This window comes from Armatimonadota bacterium (assembly GCA_020354555.1).
Taxonomy (GTDB): domain Bacteria; phylum Armatimonadota; class Hebobacteria.
This window is the reverse complement of sequence record CP070648.1, coordinates 959768-980473: the sequence shown is the minus strand read 5'-3', so window position 1 is coordinate 980473 and position 20706 is coordinate 959768. Positions and strand designations below refer to the sequence as shown.

The 20706-nt window shown below is 67.1% G+C and carries 18 protein-coding genes and 1 tRNA gene; 10 read left to right on the top strand and 9 right to left on the bottom strand.

Annotated features, from left to right (window positions below; genetic code table 11):
- Window positions 1–110 precede the first annotated feature (110 nt).
- The 8 genes from JSV65_04080 to JSV65_04045 all read left to right on the top strand — a co-directional run bounded on the left by JSV65_04080 (window position 111) and on the right by JSV65_04045 (window position 8824).
- Window positions 111–1271 (top strand): tetratricopeptide repeat protein, encoded by a 1161-nt coding sequence (locus JSV65_04080; protein ID UCH35538.1) that lies wholly within the window; start codon window positions 111–113, stop codon window positions 1269–1271.
- Between the two features lie 10 nt (window positions 1272–1281).
- Window positions 1282–2856 (top strand): tetratricopeptide repeat protein, encoded by a 1575-nt coding sequence (locus tag JSV65_04075; GenBank protein UCH35537.1) that lies wholly within the window; start codon window positions 1282–1284, stop codon window positions 2854–2856.
- Window positions 2857–2954: 98 nt separating this feature from the next.
- Window positions 2955–3518: an epoxyqueuosine reductase QueH gene (locus tag JSV65_04070; GenBank protein ID UCH35536.1), complete on the top strand. Its 564-nt coding sequence runs from the start codon at window positions 2955–2957 to the stop codon at window positions 3516–3518.
- Window positions 3508–3738, top strand: a complete 231-nt coding sequence (locus JSV65_04065; GenBank protein UCH35535.1) for a DUF2905 domain-containing protein — start codon at window positions 3508–3510, stop codon at window positions 3736–3738. The genes JSV65_04070 and JSV65_04065 overlap by 11 nt, the downstream gene beginning before the upstream one ends.
- 20 nt (window positions 3739–3758) lie before the next feature.
- Window positions 3759–4778 carry a tRNA preQ1(34) S-adenosylmethionine ribosyltransferase-isomerase QueA gene (queA, locus tag JSV65_04060; protein UCH35534.1) on the top strand — a complete coding sequence of 340 codons (1020 nt, stop codon included), beginning with the start codon at window positions 3759–3761 and terminating at the stop codon, window positions 4776–4778.
- A gap of 228 nt (window positions 4779–5006) precedes the next feature.
- The gene (locus JSV65_04055; GenBank protein ID UCH35533.1) at window positions 5007–5759 is read left to right on the top strand and encodes a methyltransferase domain-containing protein; all 753 of its coding nucleotides are present in this window, start codon (window positions 5007–5009) and stop codon (window positions 5757–5759) included.
- A gap of 322 nt (window positions 5760–6081) precedes the next feature.
- On the top strand, window positions 6082–7485 hold the full coding sequence (locus JSV65_04050; protein UCH35532.1) for a divalent metal cation transporter: 1404 nt from the start codon (window positions 6082–6084) through the stop codon (window positions 7483–7485).
- A 949-nt stretch (window positions 7486–8434) separates the two neighbouring features.
- On the top strand, window positions 8435–8824 hold the full coding sequence (locus JSV65_04045; protein ID UCH35531.1) for a hypothetical protein: 390 nt from the start codon (window positions 8435–8437) through the stop codon (window positions 8822–8824).
- A 466-nt stretch (window positions 8825–9290) separates the two neighbouring features.
- Here JSV65_04045 and JSV65_04040 read toward each other — a convergent pair whose 3' ends face one another.
- The 6 genes from JSV65_04040 to JSV65_04015 form a co-directional block, all read right to left on the bottom strand.
- Window positions 9291–10160 carry a hypothetical protein gene (locus tag JSV65_04040; protein ID UCH35530.1) on the bottom strand — a complete coding sequence of 290 codons (870 nt, stop codon included), beginning with the start codon at window positions 10158–10160 and terminating at the stop codon, window positions 9291–9293.
- Between the two features lie 84 nt (window positions 10161–10244).
- Window positions 10245–10319, bottom strand: a tRNA-Thr gene (locus tag JSV65_04035).
- Between the two features lie 353 nt (window positions 10320–10672).
- Window positions 10673–11674, bottom strand: coding sequence for an aldo/keto reductase (locus tag JSV65_04030; protein UCH35529.1), 1002 nt, complete (start codon window positions 11672–11674; stop codon window positions 10673–10675).
- The gene (locus tag JSV65_04025) at window positions 11667–11996 is read right to left on the bottom strand and encodes a hypothetical protein (GenBank protein UCH35528.1); all 330 of its coding nucleotides are present in this window, start codon (window positions 11994–11996) and stop codon (window positions 11667–11669) included. Before JSV65_04025 ends, JSV65_04030 begins: the two co-directional genes overlap by 8 nt.
- Window positions 11997–12087: 91 nt before the next feature.
- Window positions 12088–13419 (bottom strand): sulfatase, encoded by a 1332-nt coding sequence (locus JSV65_04020; GenBank protein ID UCH35527.1) that lies wholly within the window; start codon window positions 13417–13419, stop codon window positions 12088–12090.
- 144 nt (window positions 13420–13563) lie between these two features.
- Entirely contained in the window at window positions 13564–14502 is a 939-nt protein-coding gene (locus JSV65_04015; GenBank protein ID UCH35526.1) for a GNAT family N-acetyltransferase, read from the bottom strand.
- 211 nt (window positions 14503–14713) lie between these two features.
- Between JSV65_04015 and JSV65_04010 the strand changes: the two genes are divergently transcribed.
- Window positions 14714–16075 (top strand): hypothetical protein, encoded by a 1362-nt coding sequence (locus JSV65_04010; protein ID UCH35525.1) that lies wholly within the window; start codon window positions 14714–14716, stop codon window positions 16073–16075.
- 197 nt (window positions 16076–16272) lie between these two features.
- Window positions 16273–17418, top strand: coding sequence for a site-2 protease family protein (locus JSV65_04005; protein ID UCH35524.1), 1146 nt, complete (start codon window positions 16273–16275; stop codon window positions 17416–17418).
- 63 nt (window positions 17419–17481) lie between these two features.
- Here the strand turns inward: JSV65_04005 and JSV65_04000 are convergent, their stop codons facing one another.
- The 3 genes from JSV65_04000 to JSV65_03990 form a co-directional block, all read right to left on the bottom strand.
- Window positions 17482–18600: a glycosyltransferase family 4 protein gene (locus JSV65_04000; protein UCH35523.1), complete on the bottom strand. Its 1119-nt coding sequence runs from the start codon at window positions 18598–18600 to the stop codon at window positions 17482–17484.
- A gap of 85 nt (window positions 18601–18685) precedes the next feature.
- Window positions 18686–19660, bottom strand: a complete 975-nt coding sequence (locus JSV65_03995) for a glycosyltransferase (protein ID UCH35522.1) — start codon at window positions 19658–19660, stop codon at window positions 18686–18688.
- Window positions 19657–20691 carry a glycosyltransferase family 4 protein gene (locus JSV65_03990; GenBank protein ID UCH35521.1) on the bottom strand — a complete coding sequence of 345 codons (1035 nt, stop codon included), beginning with the start codon at window positions 20689–20691 and terminating at the stop codon, window positions 19657–19659. The genes JSV65_03995 and JSV65_03990 overlap by 4 nt, the downstream gene beginning before the upstream one ends.
- Window positions 20692–20706 lie beyond the last annotated feature (15 nt).

Genomic DNA, 20706 nt, shown 5'->3' with positions numbered 1-20706 from the left:
AGCGCCGTTAATACCCGAAGACTCTTCCGGACGAGGTTCGTTCGGGGCGGCCGCGGCGCCTGCGGTGTCCTTGCCCAATACACGAACCTCGATAGAAGGTGGCGCCCGCCATGCGATGTCCGAAGTGCGACGTCGAGAACCCCGACGGCAGCGCATTCTGCCAGGACTGCGGCACCCGCTTCGACTCCCCCACCCCACCCAGCGATGAGGAACGCGCGCGCCAGTTCCTCGAACAAGCCTTCCGGCTCAGCGAAGAGGGCAAGCTCGCGGAGGCGATCGTCGCGTGCAAGCGCGCTCTCAGCGTCAAGCGCGATTCCACGTCGGCCTACTCACTGCTCGGCATACTGTACGAGCGGGCCGGGCAGCGCGAACAGGCGATAGAAGCGTACGAAACCGCCTTGCGCCTGAGCCCGGAGAGCGTGGCGGATCGCGAAAGCCTTCAGCAACTGGTCTCGCCCCCGACCCCGCCGGTCGAAGCCGCACGCCCGCCTGAAGCACCCGCGCCCGCGACGATACCCGCGGCTCCCGCCGCTCCGCCGCCTGTGCCCGCCGCGCCGCGGACCCACGTCGTGCTGTGGTCGCTCGCCGCCGTGTGCGCGGCAGTTCTCGCGGTGCTCGCAGTCATGACGTGGCGGAACTGGGGCACTGCTCCGGTGCAGGAGCAGCGGGCGGCAACCGCCGCGCCGGCCCCGGAATACCCCGCGCCCGAACCCGTTGCACCTGAGCCGCAGGTTCCGCTCACCGCCGGAGTGCCCGGCGCGCCGGGCTTCGCGCCCACTGCCCCTGAGGCGCTGCCCGCCCGTGTTGAGCCGCCGGAGCGGCTACCGGAGCCGGAGGAAACCCCGACGGCTGAGATAACTGCCGCGCCCTCGCCGGTCGTAACGGTTACCATCCCGACGCCGGAAGCATTCATCGTTCGAGGCACGGTGCCTGCGGCCGAGGCGGTGAGCGAACCGGCGCCGGCTGATTCGGCGGCCGGCATCGAGCCGACACCCACGGCTGCCCGCGTTCGCTTTTTCGACGGCGATATCAAAGGCGCGCTCGATATCTACGAGCGTGTCACGTCTGATGATGGGCAAGCTTCGCCTGAGGTCTATCAGGAAATGGGGTGGCTCTACTACAAGGAGAACCGCCCGGCGGACGCCGCAACGGCGTATCGCCAAAGCCTGAGGCGGTACTATCAGCAGTTCGAGGCCGGCGAGGACGCCGAGGCGGCGCGCCACGGGATTCGCACGGCCGAGGCCGCCCTCAAGGTGCTCGAAACGGAATAGGATCGGAGTCATGCCAAGGCTCGGAGTTCCCCGCTCGTTTTTCGTCGCCATCATCTCTGTGTTGATCGGCTCGGCCGGTGTCGCTCAGACCCAGCCGGATGTTCTGTGGTTGGGTGTTCAGGAGCGGGGAAACTTGCCGCCCGCGGCGGCCTCCACGCTCGACGCGGCGATTCGATCCGCACTCAGCGAGGCGCTGGCGCCGCGCGCAGAGGTCGCCTACGTCACCGCGGCATCGCCGCGTGCCCACCGTGCGCTGGATGAGCTTGGTTTCGAAAGAGGCAGGCTCCGCGACGCGCTCGGCGCCACTGAGGCGCGGGCGCTTGGGGTGGCACTCGGCGCTCGCGCCACCGTGCGCGCGTGGGTTGAAGACTCAGGCGCCGCGATTCGATTGACGACCTTTGTCGCCGCAGTTCATCGTCGGCAAGCCGTCATTCACCAGACGGAGACGACCGCTCCCCCGGATTCTGCCGGGCGCCTGGCTTCGTGGGCGCAAGACGTCGCCGGCCTGATTGCGGACAAGATCGCCGGGTCAATCCGCGATGTCACGCGCGACGCGCCGAGTGATGCGGCCGGGTTCGCCGCCGCGGCCGAGCGGTTCCTCGAAGACGGGATGCCGCGGATCGCGGCACTGGAATTCAACCGAGCGATCGCCGCCGCGCCGAAGACGGCGGAGTACTACCTCGGCTCCGCGCGCGCCTACAGCGCGATGGGCGAGGCGGAGCGGGCGCGGCGCCAACTCGACATCGCGCTGAAGTTGGATCCCGACTTGACGAATGCGCGGCTGGAGCTGGGACGAACGCTCGTCGCGGACGCGGATCCCGGCGCGGGCGCGGAGGAGTTGAAACGCGCGGTCGAGCTTGGGGCGGGAGCGGAAGTACGAATGGAGCTGGCGGCGGTGCTGCTGGAGACGGGCGACCTCGAGGGGGCCGGGGAGCAGTACCGCAAAGTGGCCGAACTCGACCCGGCGAACGAGGATGCGGCGAAGCGTGCTGCAGAGATCGCGGCTGCTCTGGCGTCCCCGGAGGACATCGACATCTTGCGCGAAGCGACGGAGAAGGCGCCTGACTCATACGAGGTACGGAGGAAGCTGATAGACGCATACGCGGAACAGGGCGAGTCGGCGGAAGCAGTCCGCCAACTCCGCGTGCTCGCCGAGCAGGAAGGCGCGCCTATCGGCTATGAGCCGCAGGCCTATGTGCGGATCGCCCGACTCATGGACCGCGAGATGGACGCGATCCTCAGGAAAGCGCGAGCGGAGTGGGACGCGTTGGGGCGCGCAGCCGTCAGCCGGCACGAGGTAAGCGAGACGATCCGCGCTCTTCACGAGCGATCCGATGCGCTCGCGCGCGCGGCGGAAGCGACAGCGGCTCCACCCCTGTTGGAGCGCGGACATCGGCACCGCGTGCTCGCCTTCAACTTGCTCAACCAGTCGGACTTCGGACTGCTGCGTTACCTCGAACGCGAGGCGGACCGGTACTACGACGAGGCCATCATTGCGCGGCAGGCGGCAGTTGCCGAACGGAGCCGCGCCTGGGACCTGGACGCAGAGGCGGGGTGGCCGACGAGGACCGCCGCCGAGGAATGAATCGGATTCCCCTCCCCGCCCCTTGCGCTGCGGCAGCCCGGATGCGCCGAGGGAGTGTCCGCCGCGCGCGCCGCCGTCCCTGCATCTAGGAAATCGCTATGAGGATTCTGATACATACATGCTGCGGTCCGTGCCTGCTCCCGGTGGCGGAGAAGTTGGCCGCCGACGGGCACGAGATCACCGCGTATTTCTATAATCCCAACATCCACCCGCGGTCCGAGCACGAGCGGCGGCTGGAGGCATTTCGCGCAGTCGTCGAGCAGGCAGGCTTGCGCACGCTGCCGGCGCCGGAGTACGAGCCGCGGGCCTTCTTTCGGGCGATAACCTTTCGCGAAAGCGAGCGCTGCCGCCTATGCTATCGGCTGCGGCTGTTCGAGACCGCGCTCGCCGGCCGCGACGACGGGTTCGAGGCGTTCACCACGACGCTGTTGGTCAGCCCGCACCAGGATCAGGAGCGCCTCCGCGAGGCGGGAGAGGCGGCCGGGCGAGCGGCCGGTGTCGGGTTTCACTGCGAGGACTTGCGGCCGCTGTTCCCCCGGATCAGGGAAATGGCTGAATCGCTCGACCTCTACCGCCAGAAGTACTGCGGGTGCCTGTACAGTGAGATCGAAGCCGAGGAGGGGCGCCGGCGAAAGAGGAAGGGCCGCCGTCGTGGGACTTGATTACCTCGGCAAGGCGCTGCTCGCCCTGGGAGGCATCGTCATCCTCCTGGGCCTGCTGATGCTCGGCCTGTCGCGCTTGCTCGGCGGGAGCAGGCTCCTGCCGGGGGACATCGTCGTCCAGCGACCAGGGTTCACGTTCGTCTTCCCCATCGTCACGTCGCTCGTGGTCAGCGCCGTGTTAACCCTGATCCTGTGGCTGCTCTACGCGTGGCGGCGCTGAGGCGACCCGCCAGAGGCAACATGCGCCTGTCGGACTTCGACTACGATCTACCCGAGTCACTGATCGCCCAGACTCCCGTGCGGCCGCGCGATCACTCGCGGCTGCTGGTGCTGCATCGCGAGAGCGGCGCAATCGAGCACCGGCGCTTCCTCGACCTCCCGGAGTACCTGCGCCCCGGCGACATCGCGGTGTTCAACGACACGCGCGTGTTCCCCGCGCGGCTGCGCGGGCATCGCGAACCGTCGGGCGGCGCGGTGGAAGCGCTGCTGCTGCGCGAGGTCGAGAACGGCGTGTGGGACGCGCTCGTCAAGCCGGGGCGGCGCGTGCGCGTGGGCGACGAGTTGACCTTCGGCGGCGGGCTCCGAGCAACGGTGGCCGGCCTCACGCCGGGCGGCGGGCGGCGGCTCGTCTTCTCGTCTGACGGCGACATCGAGGAAGCGCTGACGCGCACCGGCGAGACACCGCTGCCGCCGTATATTCATCGCCCGCCGGAGCGACCGGAGGATTACCAGACGATCTACGCGCGGCGACGCGGGTCGAGCGCGGCGCCGACGGCGGGGCTCCACTTCACGCCGCGGGCAATGCGCGCGGTGGAGCAGCGGGGCGTCGGCATGGCGTGGGTCACGCTGCACATCGGGCTCGCGACGTTCAGGCCGATTCGCGAGGAGGAAGTGGAGCGCCACGAGATGCACGTTGAGTGGTGCTCGGTGCCGGCTGAAACGGTTACTGCGATGCGAGCGGCGCGGGCGGCGGGCGGTCGGTGCGTGTCGGTCGGGACGACGACGGCGCGGGCGCTGGAGACGGCGGCGCGGGGAGGAACCCTCGAGCCGTTCGAGGGTGAGACGGAGTTGTTCATCACGCCGGGCCATCGTTTCCGGGCGGTGGACGTGCTGCTGACGAACTTCCACATGCCGCGCTCGACGCTGCTGGTGCTGGTGTGCGCGTTTGCGGGGCGGGAGAACGTGCTCGCGGCGTATCGCGCGGCGGTCGCCGAGGGCTATCGCTTGCTCAGCTTCGGGGATGCGATGCTGGTGGTCTAGCCTGGACGCCGTAGACGCCTCGGATCGCGTATACGTCAGCGCAGGAGCGGAGCGCCGCGCGGCGAAAGACGTAGTTCGTGGTCCGAAGTCCGAGGTCCGCGCACCGAAGTCCGTCGCCCGCAGTTCGAGGCCTGTCGCTCGGGCGCTGCGCCGGGCGGTGAGCGGGTCGCACGCAGCGGATCGCTCGGCATTTGTGTGCCTCGGACCGCCGATTGCGTCACATCTGCTATGCGTCCTTCCGAACTGCGCAAGATGTTCCGCCTGGAGGACACGTACTGGTGGTTCGTCGCCAGGCGGGAGCTGGTGCGCGCGCTGGTGCAGAAATACCGGCGCGCGTTGCCCCTGTCACCGCGCATCCTCGACGTCGGCTGCGGCGCCGGTGCCGGGCTGCTCGTGTTCAGCCAATTGGGCCGCGTTATCGGGCTCGACCGCTCCGAGGAAGCCCTGCGTCTGTCGCGCTCCCGCGGCGATTTCCCGCTCATCGGCGGGACCGCCGAGCGCCTGCCTGTGGCGGATGGCGCGGTTGACGTCGTGACCGCCCTCGATGTGCTGGAGCACATCAGCGATGACCAGGCCGCCGTGATCGAGATGGCGCGCGTGTGCAAGCCGGGGGGACTCGTGGTCATCACCGCGCCGGCGTACCAGTCGTTGTGGAGCGAACACGACGAAGCGCTGGATCATTTCCGGCGCTACCGCGCGGGCGACGTGCGAAAGCTGCTGGAGCGCGCCGGGCTGCAGATACTTGACGTGTCATACTGCATCACCGCCCTGCTGCCGGTCATCTTCGCGTTTCGCATCGCGCAGAAGCTGTTCGGGCCGCCCAACCGCGGGCGCCCGAAGACGGCGCTGCGCCCTCTGTCGGACCTCCCCAATCGCCTGCTCATCTGGCTGCTGCGGCTGGAGACGGCGTGGCTGCTGCGCGTGCCGCTGCCATTCGGCGTGTCGGTCGTCTGCGTCGCGTTGAAGCCGCGGCGTGCGTGATGCGCCGATCTGCAATCGGCGGGCCTTGCCGTCGCTGGGACATGAGTGCTCTCGCTGCAACGGAAAGCCCGTGCGGGCCAAGCCGGCCCACCCTCCCCCACCTGCCGGAGGCATCCCAGCCCGCCCATGGTGGGCAAGCCTCTCTCTGAGGGGCGGAGGGACTGCGCCCTGGAGCCGAGTTCACTTCGTCACACTCCCTGACTGACAGCCGCACGCGCGCCGTGTGGACATGGGCCCGCGACGCCCGAACACTGCGCGGAGAAGGAATGGCGCGGTTCGGCGTGGTACTCGCCAGCAGCGTCGGAAGCGGAGGGTGAGCCCGATGACCGAAGAAGAGCAGCGCACCGACCTCAAGCGCGGCCTGCCTATGGTACGCGCATTGGATCCCGAAGCCGCGGAGCGCGACAAGGCGGAACTGGAGCGCATGGCGCGCCTGCCGACGTTATCGCGCTGGGCCGGGTACTGGCGGCGCATTGGCCCGGGCTGGCTCCAGAGCGCGCTCACGCTGGGCGGGGGCAGTGCGGGTTCGTCGCTCTTCGCCGGGGCGCTGTTTGGCTACCAGCTGCTGTGGGTGCAGCCGGTGGCGATGCTGCTCGGCATCATCATGATGAGCGCGATCGCCTACCAGACCTTGTCCACGCGGGCGCGGCCGTTCGATGCCATGAAAGCGTACGTGCATCCGACCATCGCGTGGGCGTGGGCGCTCGGGTCGCTCGCGGCGACTCTGATCTGGCACTTCCCGCAGTATGCGCTGGCGGGAGCGGTGGTGCAGGACATGGCCGACCTAGCGGGGGCCGCCATTCCGACGTGGCCGGTCGGCCTGGTCATTCTGGTGTTGGCGACCGCCATCACATGGAGCTACGGTCGCGGCATAAAGGGCATCCGGCTCTATGAGCGGCTGCTGCGGTACATGGTGTGGTTGATCGTCATTTCCTTCGCGCTGGTGGTCATTCGCACCGGCGTGAGGGATTGGGGCGAGCTGCTGCGCGGGTACTTCACGTTCCATATCCCGCGCGACCCGCGCGGGGTTTCGGTGATGATGGGGGCGTTCGGCGCGGCGGTGGGAATCAACATGACGTTCCTCTTCCCGTACACGCTGCTGGCGCGCGGGTGGGGGCGCAACTATCGCGGCCTCGCGCGGTTTGACCTGATGACGGGAATGCTGCTGCCCTTCGTCCTGGCGACATCCCTCATGATCATCGCCACCGCCAACACGCTGCCGGGCACGGTGGACATCCCGGCGACCGGCATATCCCTGCCCGCGAAGTCGGCGGCACAGGCGCTGGCGCCGCTGGCGGGCCCGTTCTTCGCGCGAGTCATCTTCAACCTCGGCGTGCTCGGCATGGTGCTGAGCACGATCACGCTGCACATGCTGGCGAGCGCGTTCATCATCTGCGAGATGTTGAACTGGGAGCCGGTCGGGTGGCGGTACAGACTCGCCTCGCTCGTCATCGCACCCGGGATGCTGGGCACGGTGTTGTGGAAGAACCTGCTGTGGGTGGCGGTGCCGACGTCGGCGATCTGCGGCGTGCTGCTGCCGATCGCGTACATCGCATTCCTCGTGCTGCACAACCGCCGGGCGTACATGGGCGACGCCAAGCCCGTGGGCACCAGGGCGTGGCTGTGGAACCTGGGGATGATTGCCGCAGTCGTCGCGTCGGCGTCGAGCGCGGGCTATTTCATCTACACCGCGGTGCCCGACTACCTATCGAGGTTCGCGCGTTAGGGAAGGGCGCAAGGGACCACGGGGCGCCTCCCAAGCGAACCTCGTCCGGAAGAGTCCGCGGGTATTGCCGGTGCTACCGTAATACCCGAGACTCTATAGCGAAGCTGGCCGGCGGCGGGTGAAACGAGCCGAAAACGCTGGTCGGAAGTCAGAACACACTGGACCCGGCGAGAGGGCTACGATTACCATCCCCCCCACGCATAGGCGACCTCTGGCCGGACGGCATCCCCGAGGGCGTGTGCGCGTAGGTCCACCATCTGGCGCTGGCGGCAGAGTCACTCGCTGCCTATCCGCTCTCGAATCGTCCATCTCGAGCCGGAGCGCGCGACAGGTGGACGCGGTGACGCTGGCGTGCTAGCCAACCATTCGTCACCAGGCTGGCACGCCGTTAGTCGAGCATGGAAGACCGACAGGACGAGATGCTGTTTGAGACCAGTCAGCGGTCAATCCGCGCATGGCGACTGTACTGGTGGGTCGTTATGGCGGCAGGCCCCATTGGGATGTTTGGCTTAGTGGTCTTCCTAGGAGGCCCAGTGGCCGTCGCCATCGCATTTGCCGCATCAGCGTGTGGAATCATGTTGCTGAATGGACTTCGGACGGTTATAGGACTCAGGATATGGCGGGACCGCTTGCACGTAATCACGCCGCTTTCAGATCGTGAACTTCGGTGGGACGAGTTGCACGTTCGGTACTATGTAGTTCGCCGCGACATGTACGCGCCCCGTGCCCTGTGGCCTTACATGTATGCACCCCTGTGGGGTAAGGGCAGAAGCGCGATGCATATCATACGACAGCGGGCGAGGGGGTAGCGCCGTGCCGACCTTCACCTTTTTTCTTTCGCGCACCCCCCTGCCCTAATTCGCGGGTGCGCGCGGGAGGGTTGGCGCGCGCTTTCAGTTCGCAGGTTCCCAGGTATTGACCACCCCTACCCCCTGGAAGGAGCATGACCATGGACAGGAACCTGGCACAGGGCGACAAGTCGCCGCCCCCAGCGCACCTGAGCGAGCGGTCGCAGCAGTTGTGGCGGGAGGTAGTTGATGCAGGTCGCGTATCCGACCCGGAGCAGATGGCGTTGCTCCGGACGGCTTTGGAGGCGCGCGACCGCGCCGATGCCGCCCGTGAGGAGGTAGAGCGCGACGGGATGACGTTCACCGTGCGCGGCATGGTGCGTATGAACCCGGCCGCGAAGGTGGAGAACGATGCGCGGACGCTGTTCGGTCGCATCTGGGCCAGCGTGCTGCGTCTCGACTACTGCGAGGGCGTTAACGGCGGCATTGACTGGGAAGCCGAGATAGCGAGGATGCGCGCGCCGGCGACGGGCGACGACGCAGATGGCTGACGTCGGCACGGCAGGTCAAGTCATGTGGTCGCTAAGGCGGGCCGTTCGCGGATTAGCCTGAACCGTTGCGCTCTGCCAAGAGAGGCGCCAGCACAAGCGCAGCGAGGATGGTAGCGCGTAGCAGCAATGGAGCCAGCCATGCCCTTCGGTCGTCCCAATCGCCCATGTCGCCATTGCCTTCTGCGATATCGCTTACCCCTTCGTCACCGCCGTAGCGCCAGCGCATGCTCTACCTACGTGACTTTCGTCGAACCAGGCGCGCCAGACGTTTCCGCACTTTGCGCGTCCAACGCCTCACCCAATGCCGCTCGGTCAGGTACACAGCGTACCCGATGGTTGCAAGGGCTATTCCGACCGCAATCCCGACCTGCGCAACACGCAGCCAGAGTATGGGGTCATTCTCTGTTCCGAAGAGATTCATCGCAGCAAGGTTCGTCGGCGGCAGCGCCAGCAATTGGCACACGTCCTATGGCGCACCCCAAATGGCCTTTCCGTCCTTATCGTACAGCCCCATACTAGGGCGGCCGTCCGGCGCAAGAGTCAGTCCGGCACGCTGTCCATTCCGGTCCGACAGATGCAGGCCCGCGCTCCCAAGCGGGGAGAGCGCCTGCAAGGTCACAGTCCGCTGGTCTCCGTCGTTGAGCGCTAGCTGCGCACGTCCAGGGTCATCGACGGAAATACGGGCTCGCACGCGCTCCTCTGAGTCGCACAAGCCCACCGCTGGGCTACCATCCTTCACCACTGAGACGAAGACACGTTTTCGTCGACTTTCGTCATACAGCCTTATGCCTGGTCCGAGGTCGCCAGGAACGCTAAGCAAGGCGCGGTCCCTTCCCTGCTGGTCGCGCAGCGTCAGGTGCGGGCTCCCATCCCTTACCACTTCAGCCGCCAGGCGCTGTCCGCCGCCTCCGTCTCTAAGTCGCAGGACCGGACTGCCATCTCCTGCCACGTTCAAGGCAGCGCGCTCCTTGCCGTCCCCGTCGCGTAGCCGCAAGACCGCAGCGCCGTCTTCGGCGATAGCGAAACCCGCGCGGGGCGTTCCGCTCCTGTCGTAAAGGCTGATGGCTGGCAAGTCATCCGACAAGACGCCGATGACAGCGAGTGTGTTCCCGGTCTCGCCCACCACCTCAAACCGCTCTGCCCTTACTACCTTCGCCACCGGCTCCGTCGCGGCGATGCATACCAGGGCAGCGACCACCGCCACCACCGCTAATATCCCCAGCTTCAGCCGCCGGTTCTGCCGTTCAAGCCGTGCGATGCGTTGCTCAATCGTGAGGTCGCTCATCGCCTTCCCCTCCTCGCTGACTCTCTCACGCAGGTCGTGGTCCCTGTCCACGCCCCGGCTCCTGCGAGCCACGGCTGACAGTAACGCCGAGGTGATGGGGTTCCCGGTCGAGGCACCGGCAGTCAAGAGGGGAAATGGAGCCGGCGAGAGGACTTGAACCCCCAACCCGCTGATTACGATTCAGCTGCTCTACCATTGAGCTACGCCGGCTCGGCGACGGTCACAAAGACTATACCATCGCTTCGACGCACGGTCAAGAGATGCGCGGCGCCCTCGGGGCGAACACTCCGGCCCCGACGAGCGAGACCTCGCGGGGCAGAGGGATCGTCAGGTGGGCGAGCGCCTCCGCCGCGCCGCAACAAGACCAACGCCCGGTGCGTCGCTGGACAATCGTGCGGATGCTCGTCCGCACAGTGCGTCAGGGCCCGCCCAGCGCCTTTTCGATGGCCTGCTTGGCCTTGCTTGTGACATTCTCCTCGGCGTCGAGCGCCCGCGACACGGCGGAGCCTGGCCCGCGAATGGCGCGATTGCGTGCTCGCTCGGAGGTCGTTCGAGAAACAGGCCTATGGCGGCCAGGGAGCGTCGGAATCGCGCTTGAAGAAGTTGGCGGTGCGCGCGAACGGCTTGGTGCGCTCGACGAGCGCGGTTATCTCATCGGCGGATAGCTGGCGGAAACCGCGCACGGCCTCGACCAGCCGGGGGATCTGACCCGCGTTCATGAATCCGACGACCGCGGTGGTCACGGGCAGCGTGAGGGCGTAGTTGACCGCCTCCTGCATGGTGATGGCGTTGTCGCCCTGGAGCAGCGCGCCGCGCGCGAGGACTTTCATATTGATGATGCCCATCTTGCGTTCGAGCGCCGTATCGATGAGTTGTCCCTGGAACGGGAGGTGGTGCACGTCGGCAGCGTTCATCGGCATGAGTATGGTGTCGAAGTCGAAGCGGCGCAGCATCTCCGCCAGAGCCTGCGGATCGCGATGGCCGGTCACACCGAGGTAGCGTGCCAGCCCTTGCTCGCGCGCCTCGATGGCCGCCTTGAGCGAACCGTCCTTGGCCGTCACGCGGTCGGCGTCGTCGAGGTCCTGGACGTGGTGGATCTGGAGCAGGTCCACGTAGTCGGTTTGCAGGTTGCGCAGGCTGGTTTCGACACTGCGCCAGGCGTCGTCGTAGGGACGCGCGTGCACTTTGGTGGTCAGGAAGACTTTCTTGCGGCGTGTGCCGAGATGGCGACCGTAGTGGACCTCGCCAAAGTTGTACTCCCGGGCGGAGTCGAAATAGGTGATGCCGTGCTCCAGCGCGGCGTTGATGATCGCTTCCGCCTGCCCGGCGGGTTCCGGATCGTGCAAGCCGTTGTCGCCGCCGAGGGCGAGCATGGAGACGCGCTCGCCGGTGCGCCCGAGAATGCGCGTGGGGAGAGTCGTCTGACGGCCGCGGGTCAGCTCGGTCACGCCCGCGAAGGGTGCGTCGAAGACGTGCGCTGCGCCGGTCGCTCCGAGCAACGTCGCGGCAGCCGTGCCGAACGCGGCACGCAGGAAGTCCCGCCGGGTTAGCTGAGTCTCACCCATCCGCGCCTGCTTCCTCAAAACGGATCACGACATCTTGCGGCAAGGCGAGGCCGGCGGCGACCTCGAGCGCCTTGAGCACGGCCGTCGGGATCGGGCATGCGGGGTGCAGGTTCGCTTTCGCGGCCGGCTCGTAGACGAAGAAGCCCGCGCACTTCCATCCCGCCGCGCAGGTAGCGCTCAGCGCGCCCGCCTGAGCCGCGAAGTCCTGAGCGCGCGGGCACTCAGAGGCGAGGCTGATCCGGACGTTGCCATCCGCGTCGGCACTCGCCTCGATGCGCGCCGTGAAGTTGCAGTTCCCAGGATTGACCGTGACCGTGGCCATGTCGTCCTCCTCAGCCATGTCTCGTCGCGAGGCATCCGTGAGAGTAATCACGAGCCCGGCCCTTACGCCCAGGGCCCGTGCTTGCCGTACATCACCAGTACCCTTTCTCCTTGACCCAGCTACGCCACCGCTTGCCCAGGGTGATTCCCTGCGCGATGAGCGGATCCTGTTCCAGACCGTTCTTCTCCATCATGCGCGCGATCCATTGCTCCAATTCGCTCTCCATCGCCGCCACGACGTCCGGCTGACGCTCGGCCAGGTTGGTCAGCTCGCCGGGATCGGCTGCCAGGTGATACAGTTCGCGCGGAGGCTTGTCGTGAAGATCGCGGCCCTGCTCCCGCGACAGGATGAGCTTGTACTCGTCGGTGCGCAACGCCCATTTGGCCTGCCACGTGCATTCCTGGGTGATCAACCGATCATGGAGGGGTGCATGCGATTCGGCGGTTATCAGGGGAACCAGGCTGCGACCCTCTATTGCTTGCGGGATCTCGACGCCTGCGGCGTCGAGCAGAGTGGGCGCGAGGTCGGTGTGCTGGACCAAGTGAGGGACGCGCGTGCCCGCCGCCACGCGCCCCGGCCAGCGCACAACAAGCGGGCAATGAATGACGCCTTCGTAGAGCCCGTGATGGTCGAAGAACACGTCGTGGTGATACATGTTCTCGCCGTGGTCGGAGAAGACGAGGACGAGCGTATCGTCCGCGTCAGCGGTGTCATCCAGCGCGGCGAGCAGCTCCCCCACCCCATCGTCCGCGTAGCGGATCTCGCCATCGTACATGGCGACGATGTACTCGGCGTCGCGCAATGGCTGAGGGAATTGGCTGAACCAGCTTTCGAGCCACCACTCGCCGAAGGGCTGTCTATAGATGGCGGCGAGCGTATCGTGCTTGGGATCGGTCGGATCGCCGTCGTAGAACAGGCCGCGATACCGCGCGGGCGGCAGGTACGGCGTATGCGGCTCCCAGTAATGCACGTAGAGGAAGAAGCGCTCATCGGCATGCTGCCGGAGCCACGGGATAGCCCGGGCGTTAACGCGCTCGCACGTCGCGGCGTGACGATGTTCGAGCCCGGCGCTCGGGTCAACGTAGAACTCGTAGCCACGCGCGAACCACGGCTTCATCGCGCGCATCGTGTCTACCGCGCACGTCGTGTAGCCGGCCTTTTGCAGCAACTCCGGCAGGAACGGTGCGTCATCCGCGAGGCTCGCGGCGCCGCCGTGGCTCACGATGCCGTGGGTAATGGGGTACTGGCCAGTATACATCGTCGTGTGCGAGGGTTGGGTCGGGACCGCGGGAGCGTACAGCTTCTCGCACAGCGCGCCTTGCGCCGCCAGGGCATCGAGGTTGGGGCTCGTCTTGCGAGCGTATCCGTAACAGCCGAGGTGATCCGCGCGCAGCGTATCAATATCAAGTAGAAGGACGTTCATCAAAGACGATCAACGGAACTGCATGATTCTACTGCGCGGCCACCACGTCTTCCTGCCGCGACGTGGCTTGAGAGCACACGATATCGCGGAGCCAAACCGGTAAGAGGGCCTCGCGTGATGAACCGGGGCACGTTAGCGCACGGGTCAGCGTTCGCCGCGCGAGTACGGCTGCCACACCTCGTCCACGCGGAAGCCTGCCATGCGATAGACTTTGACCGCGCGGGCATTGCGCCGCGAGCCGGTCGTCAGATCGCAGCGGTCGAGCCCGGCGTCCTTGATATCGGCCAGCGCGCGCAGCAGCACGGCGCGGCCCAAGCCCTTGCCCCGCGCTTCAGTCTCGAGGTAGAAGTCGTAGATGAGGGCGAGATTGCCATCGAACGCGAACCACATGCATTCGCCGAGAGGGCGACCGCCGCCGTACAACTGGACGCAGCGATGCGGCAGCTCGAAGCGATACGACCCGTGACGACTCGATGAGTTCTGCGCGACGCGGATTTCGTACTTGCGACGCGCGACGGCGAACTGCTCGCGGCGGTTGAGACTGCTCTCGTCCCGGCCGCGCAGCCCGGAGACGAGCATCGAGTAGTCGGGATCCTCGGGCGCGAAGCCGCGCTTGAGCATGAAGTTGCGCGTCTCGAGGTCGGCGGCGCGCGCGGCGAGCCCCTCGCTGGAGCCCCAAAAGGGCATCCTCGGGCCGCCCCAGGCGCGGCGGTCGTCGAAGTGGACGCCATAGACCGGATCGAAGATCACGGCTCCGGCGCGTACCCGCGGCACCGGCCCCAACCACTCCATCACCTCGTCGAGGAGCCGACTCCCGATGCCCTGACTTCTCGACCGCGGGGCGACGTAGAGCAGTGACAGAAATCCCTGATCCGCCTTGCGCGAGGCATGGCCGATGCCGACGATGTCGCCGGCGATGCGGGCGATGCGCATGCCCTCCGGTCGAAAGGCGGAACGCTCCACGACGCGCGCGCGGAACAGCTCCTCCGTCAGCGGCACGAACAGGCGCTGGCTGAGGAAACTGGCGTTCCAAAAGGCAACGATTTCGGGGATGGCCTCGCCGGTGAATGGCTCCGTCTTCATGACCGTAAGGTTTCTGTGCCGGTGCCGCCCCGCTCCTGCTTGCCGGAGCGACGAGCAGGATTGGGTTGTGCAACGGCGAACAACGCGCCAGGTCGGATCTCGACTGTCGCAGCACGAGAGCCATGGTGGCGGCGCGATGGAGGCCGTCTGGTTGTGGGCGGTGCGGAAGCGCGCGGGCAGGGGCGGGCCGGGGCGGTCTGGGAGGCGAGAGATGAAGACCGACGTTCGCATCGTCGAGGTGGAGCCGAGGTTCGAGGAGGAGGCATTCCGGACCCCGCTGGTGTTGGCGACCGGCATGGTGCGTACCGCGACCTCGCTCACCGTCCGCGTGCGGGTGGAGAACGGCTATGGGCGGACCGCGGAGGGATGGGGAAACATCCTTCTCGGCTGCGCGTGGGCCTATCCCAGTGAAGACCTCGCACCCGAGGAGCGCGACGCGGCGATGCGCGAAGTGGTGCGGCTTTTCTGCCGGAAGGCAGCCCAGTGCCCGGTCCAGGCGCACCCGCTTGAGTTATATCTGGAACTCAGGCCGGAGCTGTCCGGCGTTGCCGAGGAGGTGAGTCGGCGACGTTCCTTGCCGCAGAAGATTCCCACGCTGGCGGCGCTGGTATGCGGGTCGCCGGTGGACGCGGCGGTGCACGACGGGTTCGGACGCGTCAATGCGATCAGCGCCTATGACGGCTGCGGCCGCGAGTTCATGGAGCGCGACCTCAGCGCCTACCTGGGACCTGACTTCGATGGGCGCTATCCGGCGGACTACCTGCGCCGCGACTACGCGCCTGAGTTACCGGTGTTCCACGTCGTCGGCGGCGTTGACAAGCTCACCCGTGAGGAGCTGACGCCCGACGATCCGCGCGATGGCCTGCCGAACTGTCTCGAGGATTGGATCGAGCGCGACGGTGTTTTCTGCCTCAAGCTCAAGCTGCGCGGCAACGACTTGGAGTGGGATGTGGAGCGCTTCAAGCAAGTCGTGGAGGTGCTCAAGTCGCGGGCGGTCGGCGACTTCTGCCTCACCGCGGATCCTAACGAGGTGTGCGAGAGCCCGCAGTACTGCATCGAATTGCTGCGCCGGCTGGAGGCGGAGTGCCCGATCGCATTTGAGCGGCTGTTGTATCTCGAGCAGCCGACCGCGCGCGACCTCGCGGCCGACGAGTTCGACATGCAGGAACTCGCGGCGATCAGGCCGGTGATGATTGACGAAAGCGCGACCGATACCGAGGCCGTGGATCTGGCGCGACGGCTGGGCTGGTCGGGAGTGGCGCTCAAGACGTGCAAGGGGCATTCGGCGATGCTGCTCTGCATCGCGAAGGCGGCCGAAGCGCGGATGCTGTACGGGGTCCAGGACCTGACGAATCCCGGGCTGGCGCTGGTGCATTCCGCCGGGTTGGCCGCGCGCAGCTACCCGGTGCGTGGAGTGGAGTACAATGCGCGCCAGTACGTCCCGTGGGCGGCCCAGGATGTCCAGCGCGCGCATGAGAGCCTGTTCCGCGTGCGCGACGGACGCATCAGGGCCGAAACGTTATCCGCCATCGGCCTTGGGTACTCCAACGCCGCGCTGGCGGCGTTGAAGTAGGCGCCGGCTCTCCGGGTTCCATGGGTATCGCTTGGCGCGCGGATCGAACAAGCTATCCCCCCGCCGTGCCGAATACCTCCGATGGGTGCGTCACGACCCGGCGAGCATCGAGGCGATTCGGGCACCGGACGGGACGGCTCGCACGAGCGTCTGCGATCGCCGGTGCTGACGAACGGTGGGAGGAGGTCAGACAGTCCATGCAGGGCTCGATTCATCTGGGCAGGATCGCCGGGATCTCGATAGACCTGCACTTCACGTGGTTCATCATCTTTGCGCTCGTGGCGCTGGGCATCAGCACCACTGTACTGCCCCGCGCGATCCCTGACCTCGAGCCCGCCGCGCGCTGGGTCCTCGGCATCGGCATGACCATCGTCTTCTTCATCTCGCTCCTGCTGCACGAGCTGGCGCACTCACTGGTGGCGAAACGACTGGGCATCGGCATATCCGGCATCACCCTATTCGTCTTCGGCGGCGTCTCGCGGATGACGTCGGAGCCAAAGAGCGCCAACGACGAGTTGAAGGTGGCTGCGGCCGGGCCACTGACGAGCGCGCTGCTCGGCGTGATGTTCCTTGCCTTGTGGTTCGCAGCCAAGGGCGCGGCCGGGCACGACCCGATACAGTTCAGCCTATTCTGGCTGGGCGTCATCAACTTCTTCCTGGCCGGGTTCAACCTGGTGCCCGGTTTCCCGCTGGACGGCGGCCGTCTGCTGCGGGCCATCATATGGAGCGCCACCAACGACCTGCGCCACGCGACGTACATCGCCGCCACCGCGGGCCAGGGGTTCGGCTACCTGCTGATCGGGGGCGGCGTGCTGCAGATCCTGGTCAGCATCCAAGTGCTCGGCGGACAAGGGTGGGAGAACGGGCTGTGGCCGATCTTCATCGGATGGTTCCTGCTCGACGCGGCGCGGTCGAGCTATCAACAGCAGGTGCTGCAGAGCGCGCTGTCGGGGGTGCGGGTGCGCGATATCATGACGCCGAATGTGATCACGATCCCACCCGACCTGACCCTGCAGCAGGCGGTGGACGACTACTTCCTGCGCCTCAACCACGCCGCCTTCCCGGTCGCCGACGCCGCCAGTATCCTTGGTATCCTGACCCTGCCGCACGTGCGACGGATCCCGCGCGACCGATGGGCATACACGCGCGCGGCTGATGTTGTCGAGCCGCTCCAAGGCAACGACGTCATGCGCCCCGACGCGGACGCATGGGAGGCCCTGAGCACGATCGCGGGCAAGGACAGCGGCCGGCTCCTGGTCGCCGATGGCGACGAGTTGGTGGGCATCATCAGCCGCACCGATGTCATGCGCTTCCTGCGCACCAAGATGGAACTGGGCATGTGACGGGAGCGAGTAGGGACAACGCAGCCTTGGGCAGGCAGCGGGCGGTACGCCTCGGCCAAGCACCTACTCGAGCGACGAAATCACGCGCGCCCAGGCGTCCTCCCAGCGCTCGCGCGTGAAAGTCCGCCGGACCGCGGCGAGTTGTTGTCCGCCGATCTCAGCGCGCATCGCATAGGAGCGCACCAGAGCCTCGCCCAGGTTGCCGGCGTCAGGGGCGCACTGCACGGTCGGCAAATCCGCCAACCCGCCGACATCGGTCGAGACTGTGGCGACCCCGCAGGCCATCGCCTCGAGCGCGGACAGCGACGTCCCCTCCCCCGCCACCGAGGGGATGACGACCATCTCCGCCGCGGCGTAAACCGCCGGCATATCCGCGTGCGCCACCGCGCCCCAGAACACGACGTCGTCGCTGAGGCCGAGGCGGCGCACCAGCACGCGCAGAGCGCGCACGTAATCCGGCTGGCTCGGCGCGCCGACGATGACCAGGCGCGTATAGGGGTGGTGCCGTTGGAATTGCGCAAAGGCCTTGATCGCCACGTGCACGCCCCGGTTGAAGAACAGGTTGCGCGGGACGATTATCGGGCGCATCTCGCGCAGATGCCGCCACCCCTCAGCCGGACGAAAGCGCTCGGTGTCAACACAGTTCGGTATGAACCACCGACCGGGCGCGACCTCCTCGAAGAAACGCCGGCCCGCCTGGACGTCGAGTCCCATCTCGCGCAAGAAGTTGCTGTCGTTGGCGACGAACGCGGCGCAGCGCCGGAAGGCGGCTCCGGCGATCGCCCGCTTGACCCACGCGCGCGCGGAACCGGGCCGGTCATCCCACGTGACTCCGTGAGAAACGCCGATCGTCCGCGGACGGGGAATCCGCCTCGCAGGCGAGGCCCCGAGAACAGCCATCGCCGCGAGAGCATACACCGGGTAGTGCGCAATGATCGCGTCTTGCGCGCGCAAGAGCGAGGCGCGAGGAATCAGTCCGAAGACGTGCGTCCAGAACTCGGCGGGCAGGTGGCGCAGGGGATTGGGCACGGGAACGAACCACGGAGCCGTCTCGTGTGATCGCCGGGCCAGCACGATTTGCTCGTGGCCGTCCGCCTCCAACGCGCGGCGGAGGTTCTCGACGTACACGTCGCCGCCGCCGACGAGAGGGAAGTAGGTATATGTCAAGTGCGCGATATGCATGACTCGTCCTGCGCACGTCGTCCCGGCGGAAGTAGGGAACTCCGCCGGTTCACGCGAGTATGCTTCGCTTCTCGCAACATGACAATCATCCGCGCGCCGCGCCGACCCGCGGAGCGCGGCCCATCGCGCCGAGCAGCACGCGGCTGACGATGCCAATCGTATAGCCGCAGACGTGAGCCACGTCAACGATCATCATCGCGACGGGCGCCAGGAGGGCAGCGGCGGTACCCGCGCCCCGACGGCGCGCCCTCGCGCCAACGCGCAGCCAATATACGCCCGCCAGCCCTGCAAGCGCCCACAGCCAATCCGGGCTCGCAGCGGCGGCGAGCGCCACGATGGCGGCCGCGACGGCGAGTTCCGCGTACGCCTTCGCGTAGTGGCCGAACCACAGACCCGACAACCCGTCGCCACGCGCGTAGCGAAAGAACTGGCGGAAGATGCTCGCGGGGCGGCCCTGCGGCCGCCAGTGGACGATCGCCTGCGGCTCGAAGACGAATGCCGCTCCCGCGCGCTTGAGCGCCATGTCGAAGACTGTGTCTTCGTTGAACGGCGTCCACTCGGGGTAGCCACCGGCTCTCTCCCACGCGCTGCGTCGAAACGCTATGGATCGGCTCGACGGCAGGAATGCGTCCGGATCCACTTCGCCGGCGCGCGGCACGAGAGCCGCAGCCGACGCCTGTTCCATCAACGTCCTCGGCTCGGGCTCATAGTAGCCGGCGACGACGTCTACATCGGGGCGCTCGACCAGCGGCCGCGTGATCGTCTCCAGCCAATCCGGCTCGAGCGCGCATCCCGCATCAACACATGCGATGATGAGTTCGTCCGACGCGTTGACCGCAGCGTTGCGGCCGCGCGAGCGATTCGCGCCCCCGATGACGATGACGGTCAGCGGCAGCCGGTCTGCGTAGGCGCGCGCGATGTCCACCGTGCCGTCGGTCGAGCCGCCGTCGGCGAGGACGACGCGATCCGGCGCACGCGTCTGCGCGAGGATCGAGTCCATAAACTCGGCGATGCCCTCCGCCTCTTCAAGCGTCGTCGTGATGAGGCAGATGCGGCTCATCGGGTCACGCCTCGCTGGCGGTACAGGTCGAGATACAGTTCAGCCACCTTACGCCAGGTTTGTTCACGCGCGTAGGCTTCGGCGGCGTCTATCGTGGCGGTCGCCGCGGAGGGGTTCTCGATCTGCTCTTCGATGGCAGAGGCGAGGCGATCCGGCCCGTCGGCGATGACCATATGTTGCGCAGCGGGGAACAACTCGAGGTAATCGCGCTTGAGCGGATTGTCGTACAGCGAGCACGCCAGCCGCCGCTGCGCCATGGCTTCGAGAATGCTGAGATAGCCCGAGACGAACGCGAAGCGGCATTGGTCGAGTTCAGGCGCGACGTCGGTGATCCAACCTCGCATGACGACATCAACATCGGCCGCGCGCGCGACCGCGACGACCTTGTCGCTCAGCGGGCCTTCGCCGCACACCACGAAACGGACATCGCGCCCGCGCTGCCTGAGCAATCGCAGCGCTTCGAGGTACCCCATGATAGTCGTATCGGGCGCGAGGCGACCGACGTAGAGCGCGGGGGCGGCGGGATCCGCGTCGGGCACCCGCCCCTGCGGGGCGTCCACGCCGCCGTAGGAGACGACGTCGCACTCGTGCCCGTACCAATGGCGGATGAACTCGCCCATGCAGATCGTTCCCGCAGCGCGCTTGGCGAGGCGCCGCCGGAGCCACCGTGCGGTGCGCGGGATGGGATAGCCCTCGTAGCCGTGGAAGGTGACGAAGGGCGCGGTCTTCCTCGCGAACCGCGCCGGGAGATAGAAGCGCAGGTAGGGATATGCGTCGTGGCAGTGGATGACGTCCGCCTCGCCGAGCAGCCGCAGATGGGGATCGCGCGGAGCCTTCGAGATGCCGCCGTCAGCGCGGCGCACCCGGACGCCGCGGCGATCCTGCTGCTCCGGCCATCCCGGATCCCAACGTCTCGTGAGCACGGTGACCTCGTGACCGAGTTCGACCAACTCTTCGCTGACGCGCAGGACGTGTTTCTCCACGCCGCCGATGCGCGGCCAGAAATAGCCGGTCAGCATGAGGATCTTCAAGCGGCCGCTCCTGGG

Bases quoted from the DNA above. Each gene is read 5' to 3' on its own strand.
- JSV65_04080 (UCH35538.1), top strand. From the start codon at position 111: ATGCGATGTCCGAAGTGCGACGTCGAGAACCCCGACGGCAGCGCATTC.
- JSV65_04075 (UCH35537.1), top strand. From the start codon at position 1,282: ATGCCAAGGCTCGGAGTTCCCCGCTCGTTTTTCGTCGCCATCATCTCT.
- JSV65_04070 (UCH35536.1), top strand. From the start codon at position 2,955: ATGAGGATTCTGATACATACATGCTGCGGTCCGTGCCTGCTCCCGGTG.
- queA (UCH35534.1), top strand. From the start codon at position 3,759: ATGCGCCTGTCGGACTTCGACTACGATCTACCCGAGTCACTGATCGCC.
- JSV65_04055 (UCH35533.1), top strand. From the start codon at position 5,007: ATGCGTCCTTCCGAACTGCGCAAGATGTTCCGCCTGGAGGACACGTAC.
- JSV65_04050 (UCH35532.1), top strand. From the start codon at position 6,082: ATGACCGAAGAAGAGCAGCGCACCGACCTCAAGCGCGGCCTGCCTATG.
- JSV65_04045 (UCH35531.1), top strand. From the start codon at position 8,435: ATGGACAGGAACCTGGCACAGGGCGACAAGTCGCCGCCCCCAGCGCAC.
- JSV65_04030 (UCH35529.1), bottom strand. From the start codon at position 11,674: ATGGGTGAGACTCAGCTAACCCGGCGGGACTTCCTGCGTGCCGCGTTC.
- JSV65_04025 (UCH35528.1), bottom strand. From the start codon at position 11,996: ATGGCCACGGTCACGGTCAATCCTGGGAACTGCAACTTCACGGCGCGC.
- JSV65_04020 (UCH35527.1), bottom strand. From the start codon at position 13,419: ATGAACGTCCTTCTACTTGATATTGATACGCTGCGCGCGGATCACCTC.
- JSV65_04015 (UCH35526.1), bottom strand. From the start codon at position 14,502: ATGAAGACGGAGCCATTCACCGGCGAGGCCATCCCCGAAATCGTTGCC.
- JSV65_04010 (UCH35525.1), top strand. From the start codon at position 14,714: ATGAAGACCGACGTTCGCATCGTCGAGGTGGAGCCGAGGTTCGAGGAG.
- JSV65_04005 (UCH35524.1), top strand. From the start codon at position 16,273: ATGCAGGGCTCGATTCATCTGGGCAGGATCGCCGGGATCTCGATAGAC.
- JSV65_04000 (UCH35523.1), bottom strand. From the start codon at position 18,600: ATGCATATCGCGCACTTGACATATACCTACTTCCCTCTCGTCGGCGGC.
- JSV65_03995 (UCH35522.1), bottom strand. From the start codon at position 19,660: ATGAGCCGCATCTGCCTCATCACGACGACGCTTGAAGAGGCGGAGGGC.